At 42.6% G+C, this 15,503-nt stretch carries 21 protein-coding genes; 3 read left to right on the forward strand and 18 right to left on the reverse strand.

Annotated elements, in window-relative coordinates; translation table 11 throughout:
• Window position 1: 1 nt before the first annotated feature.
• From accC to C6Y07_RS04475, 15 genes are all read right to left on the reverse strand, one after another.
• The gene (gene accC, locus C6Y07_RS04400) at window positions 2–1,351 is read right to left on the reverse strand and encodes an acetyl-CoA carboxylase biotin carboxylase subunit (RefSeq protein ID WP_034661258.1); all 1,350 of its coding nucleotides are present in this window, start codon (window positions 1,349–1,351) and stop codon (window positions 2–4) included.
• An 11-nt stretch (window positions 1,352–1,362) separates the two neighbouring features.
• The gene (gene accB, locus C6Y07_RS04405) at window positions 1,363–1,839 is read right to left on the reverse strand and encodes an acetyl-CoA carboxylase biotin carboxyl carrier protein (RefSeq protein WP_034661259.1); all 477 of its coding nucleotides are present in this window, start codon (window positions 1,837–1,839) and stop codon (window positions 1,363–1,365) included.
• 195 nt (window positions 1,840–2,034) lie between these two features.
• The gene (locus C6Y07_RS04410; RefSeq protein WP_034661997.1) at window positions 2,035–2,667 is read right to left on the reverse strand and encodes a SpoIIIAH-like family protein; all 633 of its coding nucleotides are present in this window, start codon (window positions 2,665–2,667) and stop codon (window positions 2,035–2,037) included.
• Window positions 2,667–3,338: a stage III sporulation protein AG gene (gene spoIIIAG / locus C6Y07_RS04415; protein ID WP_034661260.1), complete on the reverse strand. Its 672-nt coding sequence runs from the start codon at window positions 3,336–3,338 to the stop codon at window positions 2,667–2,669. Before spoIIIAG ends, C6Y07_RS04410 begins: the two co-directional genes overlap by 1 nt.
• Complete coding sequence (gene spoIIIAF, locus C6Y07_RS04420) at window positions 3,331–3,963, reverse strand: stage III sporulation protein AF (RefSeq protein WP_060596824.1); 633 nt, start codon at window positions 3,961–3,963, stop codon at window positions 3,331–3,333. The genes spoIIIAG and spoIIIAF overlap by 8 nt, the downstream gene beginning before the upstream one ends.
• A 14-nt stretch (window positions 3,964–3,977) precedes the next feature.
• Window positions 3,978–5,171, reverse strand: a complete 1,194-nt coding sequence (gene spoIIIAE / locus C6Y07_RS04425) for a stage III sporulation protein AE (protein ID WP_034661263.1) — start codon at window positions 5,169–5,171, stop codon at window positions 3,978–3,980.
• A 19-nt stretch (window positions 5,172–5,190) separates the two neighbouring features.
• Complete coding sequence (spoIIIAD, locus tag C6Y07_RS04430) at window positions 5,191–5,604, reverse strand: stage III sporulation protein AD (RefSeq protein ID WP_087978339.1); 414 nt, start codon at window positions 5,602–5,604, stop codon at window positions 5,191–5,193.
• Window positions 5,601–5,807 (reverse strand): stage III sporulation protein AC, encoded by a 207-nt coding sequence (gene spoIIIAC, locus C6Y07_RS04435; RefSeq protein WP_003153142.1) that lies wholly within the window; start codon window positions 5,805–5,807, stop codon window positions 5,601–5,603. Before spoIIIAC ends, spoIIIAD begins: the two co-directional genes overlap by 4 nt.
• Before the next feature lie 19 nt (window positions 5,808–5,826).
• Window positions 5,827–6,342, reverse strand: a complete 516-nt coding sequence (gene spoIIIAB, locus C6Y07_RS04440) for a stage III sporulation protein SpoIIIAB (RefSeq protein ID WP_034661265.1) — start codon at window positions 6,340–6,342, stop codon at window positions 5,827–5,829.
• Window positions 6,336–7,259: a stage III sporulation protein AA gene (gene spoIIIAA / locus C6Y07_RS04445; protein ID WP_106036853.1), complete on the reverse strand. Its 924-nt coding sequence runs from the start codon at window positions 7,257–7,259 to the stop codon at window positions 6,336–6,338. Before spoIIIAA ends, spoIIIAB begins: the two co-directional genes overlap by 7 nt.
• 66 nt (window positions 7,260–7,325) lie before the next feature.
• Entirely contained in the window at window positions 7,326–7,610 is a 285-nt protein-coding gene (locus C6Y07_RS04450) for a YqhV family protein (protein WP_066030673.1), read from the reverse strand.
• A gap of 382 nt (window positions 7,611–7,992) precedes the next feature.
• Window positions 7,993–8,550 (reverse strand): elongation factor P, encoded by a 558-nt coding sequence (efp, locus tag C6Y07_RS04460; RefSeq protein WP_012010541.1) that lies wholly within the window; start codon window positions 8,548–8,550, stop codon window positions 7,993–7,995.
• A 25-nt stretch (window positions 8,551–8,575) separates the two neighbouring features.
• A complete protein-coding gene (locus tag C6Y07_RS04465) occupies window positions 8,576–9,637 on the reverse strand; it encodes a M24 family metallopeptidase (protein WP_106156267.1) in 1,062 nt (353 codons plus the stop codon).
• Window positions 9,634–10,077, reverse strand: coding sequence for a type II 3-dehydroquinate dehydratase (gene aroQ / locus C6Y07_RS04470; RefSeq protein WP_003215787.1), 444 nt, complete (start codon window positions 10,075–10,077; stop codon window positions 9,634–9,636). The genes C6Y07_RS04465 and aroQ overlap by 4 nt, the downstream gene beginning before the upstream one ends.
• A 108-nt stretch (window positions 10,078–10,185) precedes the next feature.
• On the reverse strand, window positions 10,186–10,713 hold the full coding sequence (locus C6Y07_RS04475; RefSeq protein ID WP_106156268.1) for a YqhR family membrane protein: 528 nt from the start codon (window positions 10,711–10,713) through the stop codon (window positions 10,186–10,188).
• Between the two features lie 222 nt (window positions 10,714–10,935).
• On the opposite strand from C6Y07_RS04475, the gene C6Y07_RS04480 reads away from it, so the two are divergent.
• Both C6Y07_RS04480 and C6Y07_RS04485 read left to right on the forward strand, forming a co-directional pair.
• Window positions 10,936–11,892: a DUF1385 domain-containing protein gene (locus C6Y07_RS04480; protein WP_060596827.1), complete on the forward strand. Its 957-nt coding sequence runs from the start codon at window positions 10,936–10,938 to the stop codon at window positions 11,890–11,892.
• Between the two features lie 38 nt (window positions 11,893–11,930).
• The gene (locus tag C6Y07_RS04485; RefSeq protein ID WP_106156270.1) at window positions 11,931–12,326 is read left to right on the forward strand and encodes an SA1362 family protein; all 396 of its coding nucleotides are present in this window, start codon (window positions 11,931–11,933) and stop codon (window positions 12,324–12,326) included.
• Here the strand turns inward: C6Y07_RS04485 and C6Y07_RS04490 are convergent.
• From C6Y07_RS04490 to C6Y07_RS04500, 3 genes are all read right to left on the reverse strand, one after another.
• Window positions 12,323–13,198, reverse strand: coding sequence for a patatin-like phospholipase family protein (locus tag C6Y07_RS04490; RefSeq protein WP_060596829.1), 876 nt, complete (start codon window positions 13,196–13,198; stop codon window positions 12,323–12,325). The two genes, C6Y07_RS04485 and C6Y07_RS04490, sit on opposite strands and share 4 nt — an antisense overlap.
• A gap of 312 nt (window positions 13,199–13,510) precedes the next feature.
• Window positions 13,511–13,945 carry a transcriptional regulator MntR gene (mntR, locus tag C6Y07_RS04495; protein WP_003215946.1) on the reverse strand — a complete coding sequence of 145 codons (435 nt, stop codon included), beginning with the start codon at window positions 13,943–13,945 and terminating at the stop codon, window positions 13,511–13,513.
• 85 nt (window positions 13,946–14,030) lie between these two features.
• Window positions 14,031–14,867: a lipoate--protein ligase family protein gene (locus C6Y07_RS04500; RefSeq protein WP_003216009.1), complete on the reverse strand. Its 837-nt coding sequence runs from the start codon at window positions 14,865–14,867 to the stop codon at window positions 14,031–14,033.
• A 220-nt stretch (window positions 14,868–15,087) separates the two neighbouring features.
• Between C6Y07_RS04500 and C6Y07_RS04505 the strand changes: the two genes are divergently transcribed.
• On the forward strand, window positions 15,088–15,468 hold the full coding sequence (locus C6Y07_RS04505) for a rhodanese-like domain-containing protein (protein WP_024718853.1): 381 nt from the start codon (window positions 15,088–15,090) through the stop codon (window positions 15,466–15,468).
• Window positions 15,469–15,503 lie beyond the last annotated feature (35 nt).

Below are 15,503 nucleotides of genomic sequence, written 5' to 3' on the forward strand. Positions count from 1 at the left end.
ATTATTTCATGATTTGGTATGTTTCTAAAAACTTCGTATTAAAATTACCGCTCACAAATGTTTCATGCTCAAGCAATCTTAGATGGAATGGGATCGTTGTGTAGACTCCTTCAATGACGAATTCTTGAAGCGCGCGTTTCATTCTCGCAATCGCTTCTTCTCTCGTCTTACCATATGTGATCACCTTTGCAATCATACTATCGTAATATGGCGGAATCACATAGCCCGGATAAGCGGCAGAATCAACACGTACTCCTAGACCGCCTGGCGGAAGATACATTTTAATTTCACCAGCTGATGGCATGAAGTTTTTCTCTGGGTTCTCTGCATTAATACGGCATTCGATCGCCCATCCTGCATATACGACATCCTCTTGTGTAAGAGAAAGTTTTTCACCTGATGCAACTTTAATTTGTTCTTTGATCAAGTCAACACCTGTGACCATTTCTGTTACAGGATGCTCTACTTGAATACGGGTATTCATTTCCATGAAGTAGAATTTCTCTTCATTATAATCATAAATGAATTCGACTGTTCCAGCACCAGTGTATTCAACAGCTTCTGCTGCTTTTACGGCTGCTTCACCCATTTGCTCACGGATGTCTGCATTCAGCGCTGGTGATGGCGTTTCTTCAAGAAGCTTTTGCATTCTTCTTTGGATCGAGCAATCACGCTCTCCTAAGTGAATGGTATGGCCATGCTGATCTGCAAGCACTTGGATTTCCACGTGTCTAAAGTCTTCAATGAACTTCTCTAAATAGACGCCAGGGTTACCAAAGTTTTGCGCTGCTTCCTGCTGCGTGATGGTGACACCATTAATGAGCTCTTCTTCGGTACGAGCCACACGGATTCCTTTACCGCCTCCGCCGGCAGTTGCTTTAATAATGACAGGATACCCAATACTTGCTGCTGTTGAAACAGCATCATCAAGATCTTTTACAATTCCTTGAGAACCAGGAACAATCGGAACCCCGGCATCTTTCATTGTTTCCCTTGCGACATCTTTCGTTCCCATTTTGGAAATCGCTGACGCAGTTGGCCCAACAAAGATGACATTGCATTCCTCGCAAAGCTCTGCAAAGTCTGCATTTTCAGCAAGGAAGCCGTATCCTGGATGGATGGCATCTGTCCCTGTTAATTTTGCTACACTGACAATATTCGTGACATTTAAATAACTATCTTTTGAAGCAGTCGGTCCGATGCAATATGCTTCATCAGCCATTTGAACATGAAGCGCATCGCGATCCGCTTCAGAAAATACCGCAACTGTTTCAATTCCAAGCTCTTTACAAGCGCGGATAATTCTAACTGCGATTTCTCCTCTGTTTGCAATTAATAGCTTTTTAATCATGATCGTACTCCTTACTCTGCTTTCACTAGAAAGAGGGGTTGTCCGAATTCTACAAGCTGACCGTTCTCAGCTAATACTTCGACGATTTCACCTTTTACTTCTGCTTCGATTTCATTAAACAGTTTCATCGCTTCTACGATGCACACAACTGTGTTTTCCTTCACCTTAGAACCTGTTGTCACGTATGGACCTGCTTCTGGTGAAGATGAAGCATAAAATGTGCCAACCATTGGGGATGTGATTTTATGCAGATTTTCAGACGCAGCTGCCTCTTGTGCAGGGGCTTCGGTCTGAGCTGGAGCTTGTGCTTTAGGAGCTTGTTGAGCTGGAGCTGCTTGGACAGGAGCCACTGGTGCCGCAACTTGCTGAACGACTTCTTTATTTTTCTTCAGTTTGATTTTTGCACCTTCGTTTTCGTACGTAAATTCATCAATTGTAGATTCGTCAATTAATTTAATCAGTTCATGAATTTCTTCAATTTTTAACATGGATTTGCACCCCTATGTATGGATTTATCTTTTTCTTATAGGCTAGTACTAAAAGTACATACTATAACCATCTTACAGGAGGATTTCAATGAATTCAACTACTATTGTGGCGAAGCGCCTCGCGAAAGCACCTTGGAGAGGGCGCCAAACCGCATCAAAAAACGCCCTTTTCGGCAAAGGGCGCCTGTTCATTTTTTATTGATTGGAGGGCTCAAAAGTGACAGCTACGTTATCAAGACCTCTCATTTCTTTTGTGACCATATCAATAATATCGGCCGCTTGGGACTTTGATTTTTTGTCAGAACGAACCGTGATGCTCACTTTATCTCCTTCAGCACTCACTAGCGCATCTTTATATCCTTTTGTTTTAATTAAGGTTTCGAGCTGACGCTCCGTCCCTTCTGCCTCACTAAGCGCTGTCATTTGATCATACGCTTCACTTTTTTCTTGTGCTGTTGCATCATCACTGGATACGATTTCGTTGAACTCTTCGCGCTGTTTGCTTCGTTTATCTTCAAGCTCTAATCTGTATGTTGTAAAAAGCTCATCGTCTGTTTGCTCCGACACAGCCTTTCCTTCTTCACCGCTTGTTTCGATATCCTCTTGTTTGCCATTTGTTTCTTTGTCAGTGGACTTCTCATCAGTGCCTTTTTCCGTTCCTTTGTCCGTCCCTTTTTCTGTTTCAGTCTTTTTCTCTTCCGTTCCTTTTGATTTCATATCTTCTACTGTCACTGCATTTTCACCTTGTGGAGACATGATATAGTACACACTTAAGACGACAACTAAACTTAGCATCGTTAATAGCCAAACCGTTTGTTTTTTTAACATCATTCCGAATCCTCCTTGATTTTTTTAGGGGCAACAGCCACTCTATGGCTCGGTACATCAAGCACTCGTGTAACCGCTTCAATGATGGTTTTCTTTATTTGAACGTTGTCTACTCCTTGAGCAACAACGAGGACACCGCGAATATCTGGTTTTTTCGTTTGAACCACTACAGGTGTTTCTTCATTGCCATTTTTGATGATGACGATTTCTTCTTCTTTTGTTTGATCAGTGACACTTCGCACGCCGCCTTCTTTATCTGTTTCCTCGGTCGTTGTGCTTTTATTTGATTTGTTTTTTTCAAACACTTTTAAAGAAGTTGCGTCTACATTGACCACAATCGATACATCCTCAACGCCAATGATGGTCTCTAAAATTTCTTTCAACTGATTTTCGTATTCTTGCTCCACATCCTCAATCGAATTCTTTGATTTACTTGACGATGCCGGCTTGAATACCTCCTGCTCTTGTGAGGATGTTTTTTTAGAAGCAGGAACAGCAGCCTGTTCTTTGCTTGATGGCGGTGACAAGATCTGACTGACTAACATGAAAGATACGCCGATGATGAATACAAGCAGCAAGTAATGGTGCTTCGTTAATTTTGGTTTCCCTTCACCTTTTTCAGGCGGCTGCAAGAATGATTTCAGCTTTTGTTTCCAGTCCTTGTTATTCATGATCTGCTGCGTCACCTCCCTCAATGTTCAGCGCAATGTGCTCAGGACTCGTATTCCAAACATCAGCAAGTGTCTCTTTCAACCTCGTGATCTCTTTGCTAGAAGATTCAGCGCTTTCCTCCTTTTGCGTGGAGAGATCAATGTCCACCTTTGCCACCGTTTCTACAGCATCACCTGTGAGCGGGGAAAGAACTGCTTTGATGCGAAATTGATCCGCCTCCATATTCTGATCCAGGTGCTCCTCATCTGCCAGCACTTCTACGTGTTTCATTTCATAGCTCTCCTTCTCCAGTGGCTCCTTTGCGCTTTTTTCTAGTTGGACAGCCATTTGCTTTAAAATATATGCACGCTGAGAGGCTTGTATTTCTTTTTTTTCTAAATTCATCTGATTTTTTATTTCTTCTGACTGTGCTTCTTCCTTCCCCTTCATCAATTCTGAGAAAATTTGATCAGGGTCTGCCCGAAATAAAGCAAAGATCGGATTGAGCATCACCACAATCAATAGCAGGCTGACGACCATTTTGGCATATTTTTGCATGCTTGAATTGGGAAGCAGAAGATCAATGACAATCGCAAATAAGATAAAGAGAATAATACTTGTGATCCATTCCGTGAGAAAACTCAAAAGGTGTCCCCTCCTTACTTCATCATCATGGTCAAGTTGCCAGCAGTGATAATGACGGTAATGCTTAAAAAGAACATGAGCGACACGACAGCAAGTGCGGCAAAGATATAAAGAACACTTTTTGAAATGACATCAAGACAGCTGATGATCGGTCCGCCTCCTAATGGCTGAAGAATGGCTGCGGCAAGCTTATATATAAGGGCTAGTGAGAGCACTTTAATCGCCGGGAAGGCGGCAATTGAAATGAGAATGGCGACGCCAACAAGTCCGACCGTATTTTTGAGTAACACAGAGGCACTGATCACGGTATCCGTCGCATCTGTAAACATTCTGCCAAGGACAGGGATGAAATTTCCGGTAATAAATTTGGCTGTACGAAGAGCGATTCCATCCGTAATTGCAGCAGATGCACCTTGCACAGAAATGACGCCAAGAAAGACAGTTAAAAAAACGGCTAACCCGCCTATCGCCACATTTCTTAACAGCTGGGCAAGCTGGGTGACCTTGTATTGTTCGGTCAGCGTACTGACAATGCTCAATATCGCAGATAAAAAGATAAGGGGAAGAACGACATATTGAATAAAAACGCCGCTCGTATTCATCAAAAATAAAATAACGGGATGAAAGAATCCGGCTGAGACAAGCCCGCCTGATGAAGCAATAAGTGCTAATAAAAGAGGAATAAGAGCAAGAATAAAACTGGTCATCGTTTGAATGGCTTCTGTTGCATAAGAAATCGCCACATGAAAGCTGTTGAGTGCAATAATGATCAGCACCATATAAACAAGAGCGTATGCGACTTTACTGACGGTGCTTTGCTCAAACGCATTCTGCAAAAGCTGCAAAAGCGAACAAAAGATGGTGAGTAAAATCAGTGTACCTAGGAGCTTTCCGTTTGCTATGACCTCGTGAAAAAGATAATGAACAAAGGCTTTCAGCCATGTTTGGGGAGACAGCTCTTTATCGCCATCAATCATTTCCTTCACTGTGCCTTTTTGGCTTTCTGGCAGAAAGCCGCCATACTCGTCCAATATGGTTTCCCAAAAGTCATTGATGGATTGAAGCTCTAGTGCATCAGCCTGTCCATTCGCCACTTCCTCTGCTGCTGGTTCTTCATTTGATAAAGGTACTTTCTCTTCTGCACCTGCATGCGGAGCGATCAGCCAGAAGAAAAGCATCAGTCCCATAACAGCTGTCACCCGTTTCATTGTCATCACCTCTTTTCAATTACGTCATGGACGGGATCATACCTAAGATGGTCTCAATGATGACTGTTAAAATAGGGACTGCCATGACCAAGATGAGAATTTTGCCGCCAAGCTCTATTTTTGATGCAATGGCGCCTTGTCCAGCATCTTTTGTCAGCTGGGCGCCGAATTCTGCAATATAGGCAATGCCAATAATTTTTAAAATGGTTTCAACATACTTCATATTGACGCCGGCGCTTGCCGCAATTTTTTCAATCATCGAGATAATGGCATAGATTTGATCAATTAAATAAAGAAAAATCACACATCCTGTAAAAACAACAAGCATAAAGGCGAAGGTCGGCTTTTGTTCTTTGACGATTAATGCTAAAAAAGTAGCGATTAAACCAAGTCCAACAATTTGTATGATTTCGATTTGTAAGCCCTCCCCTATCCTTGAAATAGAAATACGGCTTTAATCTTTTTAAACAAATCATCTACAATGGTTGCCACCATAAACAAAATGTAGATAAACCCAAGCAGCGTGACCCACTGAGCGTACTCCTTTTTCCCCATTTGATCTAAAATCGTATGGAGGAATGCCACAACGATGCCTACTCCCGCAATTTGAAAAATGACGTTTACATCAACGCCCATGCTCTCGACTCCCTTCCTCTCACATCAATAAAAGAATCAGTAGTAATCCGCTTAAAAATCCGAGACTTCTGACCATTTTTTCATTTTTCGCTTGGGCAATTTCAGCTTCCTTCTCCTCCGATTCCAAATGACCTAAAGCAAGCTTGATATACTTTTGCTGAGACGTGACATCATGCTGGCCAAGTGTTTCTCCAAAGTGCTTCAGTGCCTCATATTCGCCTTTTTTCAAAACGGTTTTTTTCCAAACATCCTCAAGACTCTCATTCCATGCATGCCGTGCCGAAAAAGTTCCGACTTTGAGTTTTTCTGCAAATTGTTCAAATAACCGATTCACAGGAGGACCTACTTGCGACGCAATTTGCTCTGCAGCCCGCGCTAGAGGCGTTTGCCCATACATAATTTCAGCTTCAAGAGACTGGAGCGCAAACCGAAGCTGCCGAATTTGTTTCGGCCGGTCGCTATATCGTTTGGCAAACTCGAACCCTCCCCAAGTCGTAGCCGCGACAATCAAGATAGCGCCAATGAGCTTTAACATACGTCCACTCCCCGCCTCCATTTCATCTCTTGTCCGTCTTGGTCATATATCCGCCTAATCGTGCCGGGACCATTCTTGCGATTTAATTCAACATATCGTTCAAATACTCGAAGCTCCCATAACGGCTTCAATGATGGGCGTCTATACACATCTTCAAGTGAATAGCCATGAACTGAGACGATAATGGTGACTCCGGCATGAATCGCTTCTAAAAGTGCCTGTACATCCTCGCTTTTTCCGATTTCATCGACAATCATGACCTCTGGACTCATAGATCGAATCATCATCATCAAACCTTCAGCCTTTGGACACGCATCGAGCACATCAACCCGGTGTCCAAACTGGTGCTGCGGCACCCCTCTTATACACCCAGCGATTTCGGAACGCTCATCTATAATGCCTGTTTTTTTAGGAGGAATTGCTTTTGTGCCAGTACTAGCCAGTCTTGCTACATCCCGCAATAATGTCGTTTTCCCTGTTTGCGGTGGACCGATGATGAGTGTATTGCACCAGTGTTCGTCATATAAATAAGGAAGAAAGGGAAGCGCAATCCCGATTTTTTCTTTTGCGATGCGGATATTAAATGAAGAGATATCTCTTAATCCTTTGACAATGCCGTTTTCAACGATCACCTTTCCTGCAATTCCCACCCGGTGTCCGCCAGATATGGTGATGTAGCCTTGCTTTAGCTCTTCTTCAAGTGTGTACATGCTGTAATTGCTCAGCCTGCCTAATAGCTGAGACGCATCTTCTCCTGTTGTGCGATAAGAAAGAAAGCGCGGTTTTCCTCTTTGCATCAATTCAATAGGACGATCCGTGCGAATGCGGATTTCTTCTATTTGATCCCATTCTGCTTCTTTTAGCAGTCTAAGTTCTTGTCCAATCGAGTGCGGGAGAATATCCAACAAACTCCGCAACGAATTCCCCTCCTTTTTTTCTTCTCTAAAATGTATGATGGGAGCCGTTAATTATGCCAAGCCGTTTCACTTATAGATCCCAACAAGAATAAACACGACACCAATGAAAATAAAGACGAGCTTGGCATAGGATAACTGCCCTGCAATTTGATAGATTCCAATCGTCATCGTGATAATAAAAATGAGCGGCCCAATGATCGCCAATATACTATTGATGACAACCGCTTTTCGAACGTCATTTGTGACTAAAATGAGGATGGCGGCCGTCAGTTCAATCGCTGCCGATAAGAACCTCATGCCGGCCATTGCAGCTACTGACGGATGGATGCCTGGGAAAAGAAATGGTTTCATATAGAACCTCCAGCTTTTTTTACACTATATGCTTGTCTAGATGGAAGTAGTCTTGTTTTTCAGAAAGGAAAAGAGATGAATGAGAGAATTGAGAGAAGGTCTGCCTTTTGAGGAGTCTTACATGTTTTACAATAAAAAAAGACTGTAAACACGACGTTTACAGTCAAAGCGTGTAGACAAACCCTCGCATTCGGTGTCAGTCCTGCGCGCCGATGCTCACGAATGGCAAATTCGCTCCGCTTCGGTGCTCGTCCTTCCTAGACTTCAAAGGTTTTCTATCACGCTGAAAAGAAGACAAAGGGCTAAAATAAACGTCATTTTAGCCCTTTGTCAACAATCTAAAAAGACTGTAAACACGAGGTTTACAGTCTTTCTTCGTTCATTACGCTCTTGACACGTATGAACCGTCTGATGTATTAATGACTAGTTTATCTCCTTGGTTCACAAAGAAAGGAACGTTGACGATTAAACCAGTTTCAGTTTTTGCAGGTTTTGAGCCGCCTGATGTTGTGTCACCTTTAATACCAGGCTCTGTTTCTACTACTTCTAGTTCTACCGTGTTTGGAAGTTCTACTCCAAGTGTTTCAGCACCGTACATCACAATTTGAACTGACATATTTTCTAGCAAATATTTCAGCTCATCTTTAATTTGTGTTTCACTTAGTTCAAGCTGCTCATAAGAACTTGTATCCATGAAGACATGCTGGTCGCCATTTGCGTACAAGTACTGCATTGTTTTTGTTTCAATTTGAGCTTTCGCTACTTTTTCGCCTGCACGGAATGTTTTTTCTTGAATGGCACCAGTACGCAGGTTACGCAGTTTCGAACGAACAAACGCTGCGCCTTTCCCTGGCTTTACGTGTTGGAAATCCACTACACGCCAAATACCGCCGTCCACTTCAATTGTCAGGCCTGTACGAAAATCGTTTACTGAAATCATTTTGTCATCCTCCTACATTTCACCATCATAATATGATAAGTTCTTTCGGTGAGTGGGTCAATCGTTTATTGCCGTCAGCTGTCAGGACAATATCATCCTCAATTCTCACGCCGCCGACATCCGGCAAGTAAATTCCCGGCTCAACTGTCACGACCATTCCTTCTTCTAAGACGACCTCTGATCGTGAGGAAAGGCCTGGCGCTTCATGTACTTCCATCCCTAGCCCGTGGCCAGTTGAATGCCCGAAGTATTGACCATAGCCATACTTTTCAATGATGTCACGTGTGATGCGATCAGCTTCTTTTCCTGTTAAGCCTGGCTTGATTCTATCCACACCAGCGTTTTCTGCTTCTAATACGATATGATAAATTCCCTTTAGTTTATCGCTCGGTGTGCCGACAGCAATCGTTCTTGTCATATCAGAACAATAACCTTTATAGTAAGCACCAAAATCGAGTGTGACTAAATCACCAGATTCAATCACCTTTTCACTCGCTCTTCCGTGCGGCAGGCTTGAACGAACACCTGAGGCGACAATCATATCGAATGAAGATCCTTCAGCGCCTTCTTTTCTCATGAAAAATTCAAGCTCGTTCATGACAGCAATTTCCGTCAAGCCCGGCTTGATGTAAGTGAGAATATGATCAAAGGCGTGATCTGCAATCTTCGCAGCTTCCTCTAATATCTTAATCTCTTCACTAGACTTAATCAAGCGCAACTTTTCAACTGATTCTGAGACCGGAACAAGCTCTATATCGCCTGCTTTATCTGCATACTGCTGGTACGTGGCAAATGTCATATGATGTTGTTCAAACCCAAGGCGTTTTATCCCAAATTCCTTTGCCGTTTGGGCTGCGGTTTCCACGATGTTTCCTTTATGTTCAATAATGTCGTAGCCTTTTACTTGGTCCTTCGCTTGCTCTGTATAACGAAAATCCGTGATAAAAGCTGCCTGGTCCTTTGAAACAACGGCAAGACCGGCTGAGCCAGTAAAGCTGGTCATGTACTGTAAATTAAAGCTGCTCGTAATGACAAGACCATCGATCTCTAATTCAGATAAAAGTGTTCTTAACTTTTCAAGTTTCATGATACTGCTCCCCCTTCACTCACTAAATAACGAATCGCCAATTTATACCCTTCTAAACCAAGACCAACGATTTGCCCTTGGCATACTGGAGCAAGTACAGAATGATGGCGGAATTCCTCTCTCTTATGAACGTTTGAGATATGTACTTCGACGACGGATAAAGAAATACTTGCAATGGCATCTCTCAGCGCATAGCTGTAGTGTGTAAAAGCACCCGGGTTAAACACGACTCCATCGTACTGATCTTCTGCCTCGTGGAGCGCATCAATCAAATCCCCTTCGTGATTCGATTGAAAGAACGTTAACTGGATATTGGCTCTTTCTGCAAACTGGAACAAATCCGTTTCTAAATCTGTCAGCGTCTTACTTCCGTAAACAGCCGGCTCTCTTTTGCCAAGCCTATTTAAATTGGGCCCATTCAGCACAAGAAAATGAGGCATACAACCACTCCTTCACCCTAATTCAATCTATATCGAGATCTGTTTCTTTTTCATTAGAAACCTTTCGTTTCCAAAAATATTTTATCATATGAATAGGTGATTTACACTTTATTCTGTCTTTTTCCCGAGTGCCCTTGCAAGCTTCTGACTCGTTAATTCATTATATTCAAACGAAATACTGTACCCGACAAACATGCCATATAAAATATATAGGCAAAATGTCGTGACGATGGTGCTTTGCTGCAAATCTTGGACTTGCTTTACATCTGGGAAAATCGGATTAAATACGTAAAAAACGAGCAGCCATAAAAGCGCGCCATATATCAGCCCCATCCAATAGCCTTTGATTCGTTTTAAAACCCCATAATAAATAAAGGCTGTTCCAATCGATAAAACCCCTAAAAGCACAATACTAATAAAAGTTCCAAGTCCTCCCTTTTTCCACTCTCCGAGCACAAAAGGCTGAAGGAGCATATTGGGACTCACCTCTGAGAAATGAAACATATGGGTCAGAAACCCGATAAAGCCCCAAAAAACACCGCCAACAAAGCCTGTCGCAGCTGCTCTTGCCCACAGCGATGACGTTTGTACAGCCTGATTTGTCTCTTCTTGGTTTTTCTTTTCATCACGTTTCATTTGTGAACACCTCCAGCAAGTAGTATGTCCAAAATGTCATAAAAAAAAGGATTTCCATACGTGAGTGTAAAATTTTTATAACAGGGTATACTGGCTAAAAAGAGGTAGATAGAATTCTAGTAGATAATCGACTTGTGCGCTAGTGATTTCCCCTCATTTCCTGTACAATAAAGGTATAAGGAAATGCATGTAAATTACAGGAAACAGGCAGGTTGATGAAATATGTCCAATCAAACAAAACGTCCAGCATATGGAGGGCAGGCAGTTGTCGAAGGTGTCATGTTTGGAGGTAAAAAGAACTATGTGACAGCGATTCGGCGAAAGGATCAGTCCATTGAGTTTTTGAAGCTTCCCCGGACCTCCAATAAACGAACCGCCTTTCTCAAGAAAATCCCCTTTGTCAGGGGTGTTGCTGCACTTGTTGAAGCAAGCGCAAATGGCAGTAAGCACTTGAACTTCTCCAGCGAGCGCTATGACTTAGATCCTTCAGAAGATCATACTCTTGAAAAAGAACAAAAAAGCTCGAAATTATCCATGATTTTCGGCATTGCTGTAATCGGAGTTCTCTCTCTTCTCTTTAGTAAATTTGTCTTTACCCTAGTACCTGTCTTTTTAGCTGAACTGGTGCGGCCCGTCTTTTCAGGGAATTTCGCACAAATCGCAGTGGAAACATTCTTTAAACTGGTCCTGTTATTAGGCTACATTTACTTTATTTCCATGACCCCTTTAATTAAAAGGGTATTTCAATATCATGGCGCAGAACATAAAGTCATAAACTGCTATGAACAGAATCTTGACATCACAGTGGAAAATGTACAAAAACAATCACGGCTGCATTATCGATGCGGTAGCAGCTTTATTTTATTCACTGTCATTGTCGGAATGTTCGTCTATTTACTCGTACCGACAGATCCTTTATGGGTGAGAGTTCTGAATCGCTTGGCGCTCATTCCGGTTGTTCTGGGCATTTCATTTGAAGTGCTTCAGCTCACGAACAAACTCCGAGAAGTGCCTGTGCTTAAAGTGCTTGGCTATCCTGGCCTTTGGCTGCAATTGCTCACAACAAAAGAACCCTCTGACGATCAAGTCGAGGTAGCCATTGCAAGTTTTAATGAACTTCTTCGTTTAGAGGAAGCGTCTGAGAAACAAGCATCAGATTCTGCTCATCAAGTGATCTAACTTATAAATCCGGTAAATTCCTTCGGAGGTGGACAGTTATGAATCGCCGAGTACATCCTGCTTTTACCATTATTTTCGCTTTAGGTTTTTTGGGATTTGTGTATTTACTCACAACGAATCCAGGCAGACTTTTTACAATGCTGCTATCAGTTGTGATCATTGGAGCGGCTCTATTTTTCCTATTTAGATGGCTGATGAATCGAAGAACTGGAACAGAGGGCAATCTTTATCGTAAAGCAGTCAAACAATCAAAACGTCGCTACCAGCAGCCTAAACCAAAAACGAAAAGCCAGATGAAAAATCGGGTCACTCATTTGCGAAGCGTGCCGACTGACCACAAGTCTAAGCCCGTCCTTCTCAAAAAGAAAAGCCAAACACAGTTAACTGTGATTGAAGGCAAGAAAAACAAAAAGAAAAATCGCGCCTTGTTTTAAAATGTCCAGCTTTTTAAAAATTGCTCGGCTTTCTGTCTGCCTAGATCGACAAGCGCCTTTTTCTTTTCTGTCTTCAGATGAAAATCAGTGGCAATGACGTGTTCTACAGGAATAAAAATAACATGACGTTCGTGTTTTGTGGCAATGTGTCTTTCGTCATGAGCACCACGCATCGTTTCAAAAAGAGCGCCAAACAGTTCAAACGCATTGCGGATGGAGTGTTGAGGGCGTTCTTTTTCGTTTGGGGTTAATGTGACACCGACGAACGGTCTTTTTTTCTCTTCCGCAAACAACCAAATTGGAAAATTGCTAAGCACTCCTCCATCCACAATGGTACAAATGCCTTTTGATGACCTTAGTTTGACAGGCTCGAAAAAATACGGCAGGCTGCAACTCATCCGAATCGCCCTTGCAACGGAAAAGCGCTCTGGATTTAAGCCGTATGAAGGAAGGTCGTCTGGCAGCACGAGGATTTTCCCATTTGTTAAATCGGAGGCAACAATTTTCAGCGAATCTTTTTTAAGATCTCCAAATACGGTGACCCCTTTTCGTTTTAAAACGTCTGTCAGCCATTTTTCCAGCCGGTCGCCTTTGTACAGACCGAGGCGCCAGTAAATGGATACCCACCTGAGCATTTGAAACGGAATGAATTGGCATCTCCTGTCAAGCAAGTGATGTTCCTCCATTTCATCTAAAAGCTCCCGAATCTCCTGACTAGTAAAACCTGCTGCGATGAATGAAGCAATGATCGCTCCAGCACTTGTACCAGCAAGGCGGACAAATTGATATCCTCTCGCTTCAAGCGCTTCATAGGCACCCGCAAGTGCTGCCCCTTTAATGCCTCCACCTGAGAACACACCATCTATCTTCATCAAGGAGCCCCCTTTGATATCACGCTATTAATAGTGTAAGAGCATATGCTTTCAATTAGAACTTTAATCAAAAAGGACACCCATGCTGAGGGTGTCCTTTCAGCGCGCGGACAAACCCTCGCATTCGGTGTCAGGTCTGCGCTCCGGTGCTCACGAATGTCAAATTCGCTCCGCTCCGGTACTCGTCCTTCCTAGACTGCAAAGGTTTTCAAGTCACGCTGAAAAAACAGAAGACAAAGGGCTAAAATAAAGTTCATTTTAGCCCTTTGTCAACAATATGAAAGAACACCCTTGCTAAGGGTGTCCTTTTTCTTAAGATTCTTGATTTGTTTGTTCGTTTTTCTTTTGAATCGCTTTCAGCTGAACAGATCGCTCGTCGTTTTCTTCAAAGAATTGAACAAGATCGCCGATGCGGTCAATGCTGTTCCAGCTGAGATGATGTTCAATGCCTTCTACATCATCATAAATTTTCTCTTCATCTACACCAATGATTCTTAAAAATTGCTCTAGCAGTTCATGTCTGTATACGAGACGTTTTCCAATTTTTTTGCCTTTCGGGGTTAAAATTAGACCACGATACTTCTCATAAATGAGGTATTCATCTTTATCTAGCTTCTGAACCATTTTTGTTACAGAGGAGGGATGGACAGCGAGTGCTTCTGCAATATCAGAGACTCTGGCATATCCTTTTTCTTCTATCAGCATATATATTTGTTCAATGTAATCTTCCATACTAGGTGTAGTCATAAAACCCCTCCATAATGCACCTTTACTTAATAATCATAACAATTCTACACCATCGCCCATTAAAAAACAAGGAGTGTCCACTGTCTTAGCGCTTGTAATTCCACTCGTCTGAGGCATATTTCGTTTTGGCGAGATGATGGACAAACGCTAATTCTTCATCTGTCAGCTCATAAGGCACAAGCTCAATATTTAACCCTTTTTCAAATCCTCGTTTAAACGCAACACGCGCATCGTCTATTGTACAAGTTCGGTCTGAGATTTCATTGATGGCGACCGCTTTGTTTTTAAAGCTCCGCTGCATCCGCTCTCTCACACGGTCGTTTGGATAAAGAAATAAATCGAACAATTTGTCCTCATCAAGGTCAATTAAGATGGAGCCGTGCTGGAGGATCACTCCTTTTTGTCTCGTTTGAGCACTGCCTGCTACCTTTCTGCCTTCTACGACAAGCTCATACCAGGAAGGAGCATCGAAGCATACAGACGACCTTGGATTTTTTAAGCTTTCTTTTTCTTTATCTGTACGAGGAATGGCAAAATATGCATCGAGTCCCAGTTCTTTAAAGCCCTCTAAAATGCCTTCTGAAATGACGCGGTATGCCTCTGTCACCGTCGCTGGCATTTCTGGATGTTCCTCTGACACAATCACGCTGTAGGTCAGCTCCTGATCATGAAGAACCCCCCGCCCTCCAGTTGGTCTGCGGACAAACCCAAGACCATAGCGCTCGACTGCTTCCATGTTGATTTCCTTTTCAACATGCTGAAAATACCCAACAGACAATGTCGCCGGATTCCATCCATAAAAACGGATGACAGGCGGGATGAGCTTCTCACTATGCCAATAAAGCAAGGCTTCATCCATTGCCATGTTAAAGGCAGGGTCTTGATTTCCTGTATCAATGAAACACCATTTCTCTTTTTGCATATAAAAATCCCTTCTCTTTTACGTAGTCAATGTTAGATGATGGTGATGGCCACCGGTTTTCTCTCTTCATCAGTCTATCAAATAGGGAACGAATTGAAAATAATTCTTACCATTTATGATGACAAGTTTCTTTTGCTTTACTATAATAGTATTTGTCTAAAACGTACCATCAGACAGGCTACTGTGCTGATGCTCAAGAAGGAGTCGAGTTGTATTGTCAATATTCAACTATATCGTCCTCTCACTTTGTGGACTTTTCGTTCTTTATTCCATCGGCAGCTACATTTATCAGCAGCGCATTATGAAAACGCTGACGGAAGCAGAATTTATTAAAGGTTACCGCAAAGCTCAACTCATTGATGTGAGAGAGCCAAATGAGTTTGAAGGCGGACATATTTTAGGGGCAAGAAACATCCCCCTTTCCCAGCTAAAGCAGCGCAAAAATGAAATTCGTCCTGACAAGCCTGTTTATCTCTATTGCCAAAACAATTTAAGAAGCGGAAAAGCAGCTCAAACTTTACGTAAAAACGGCTGTCGTGAGATTTATAATTTAAAAGGCGGCTTTAAAAAATGGGGCGGCCGCATCAAAACGAAGAACTAACAAAAAAGACTCTGGGAGCGTGATCCCCCTGAGTC

It is taken from the genome of Bacillus sp. LNXM12-1 (assembly GCF_003004375.1).
Taxonomy (GTDB): domain Bacteria; phylum Bacillota; class Bacilli; order Bacillales; family Bacillaceae; genus Bacillus.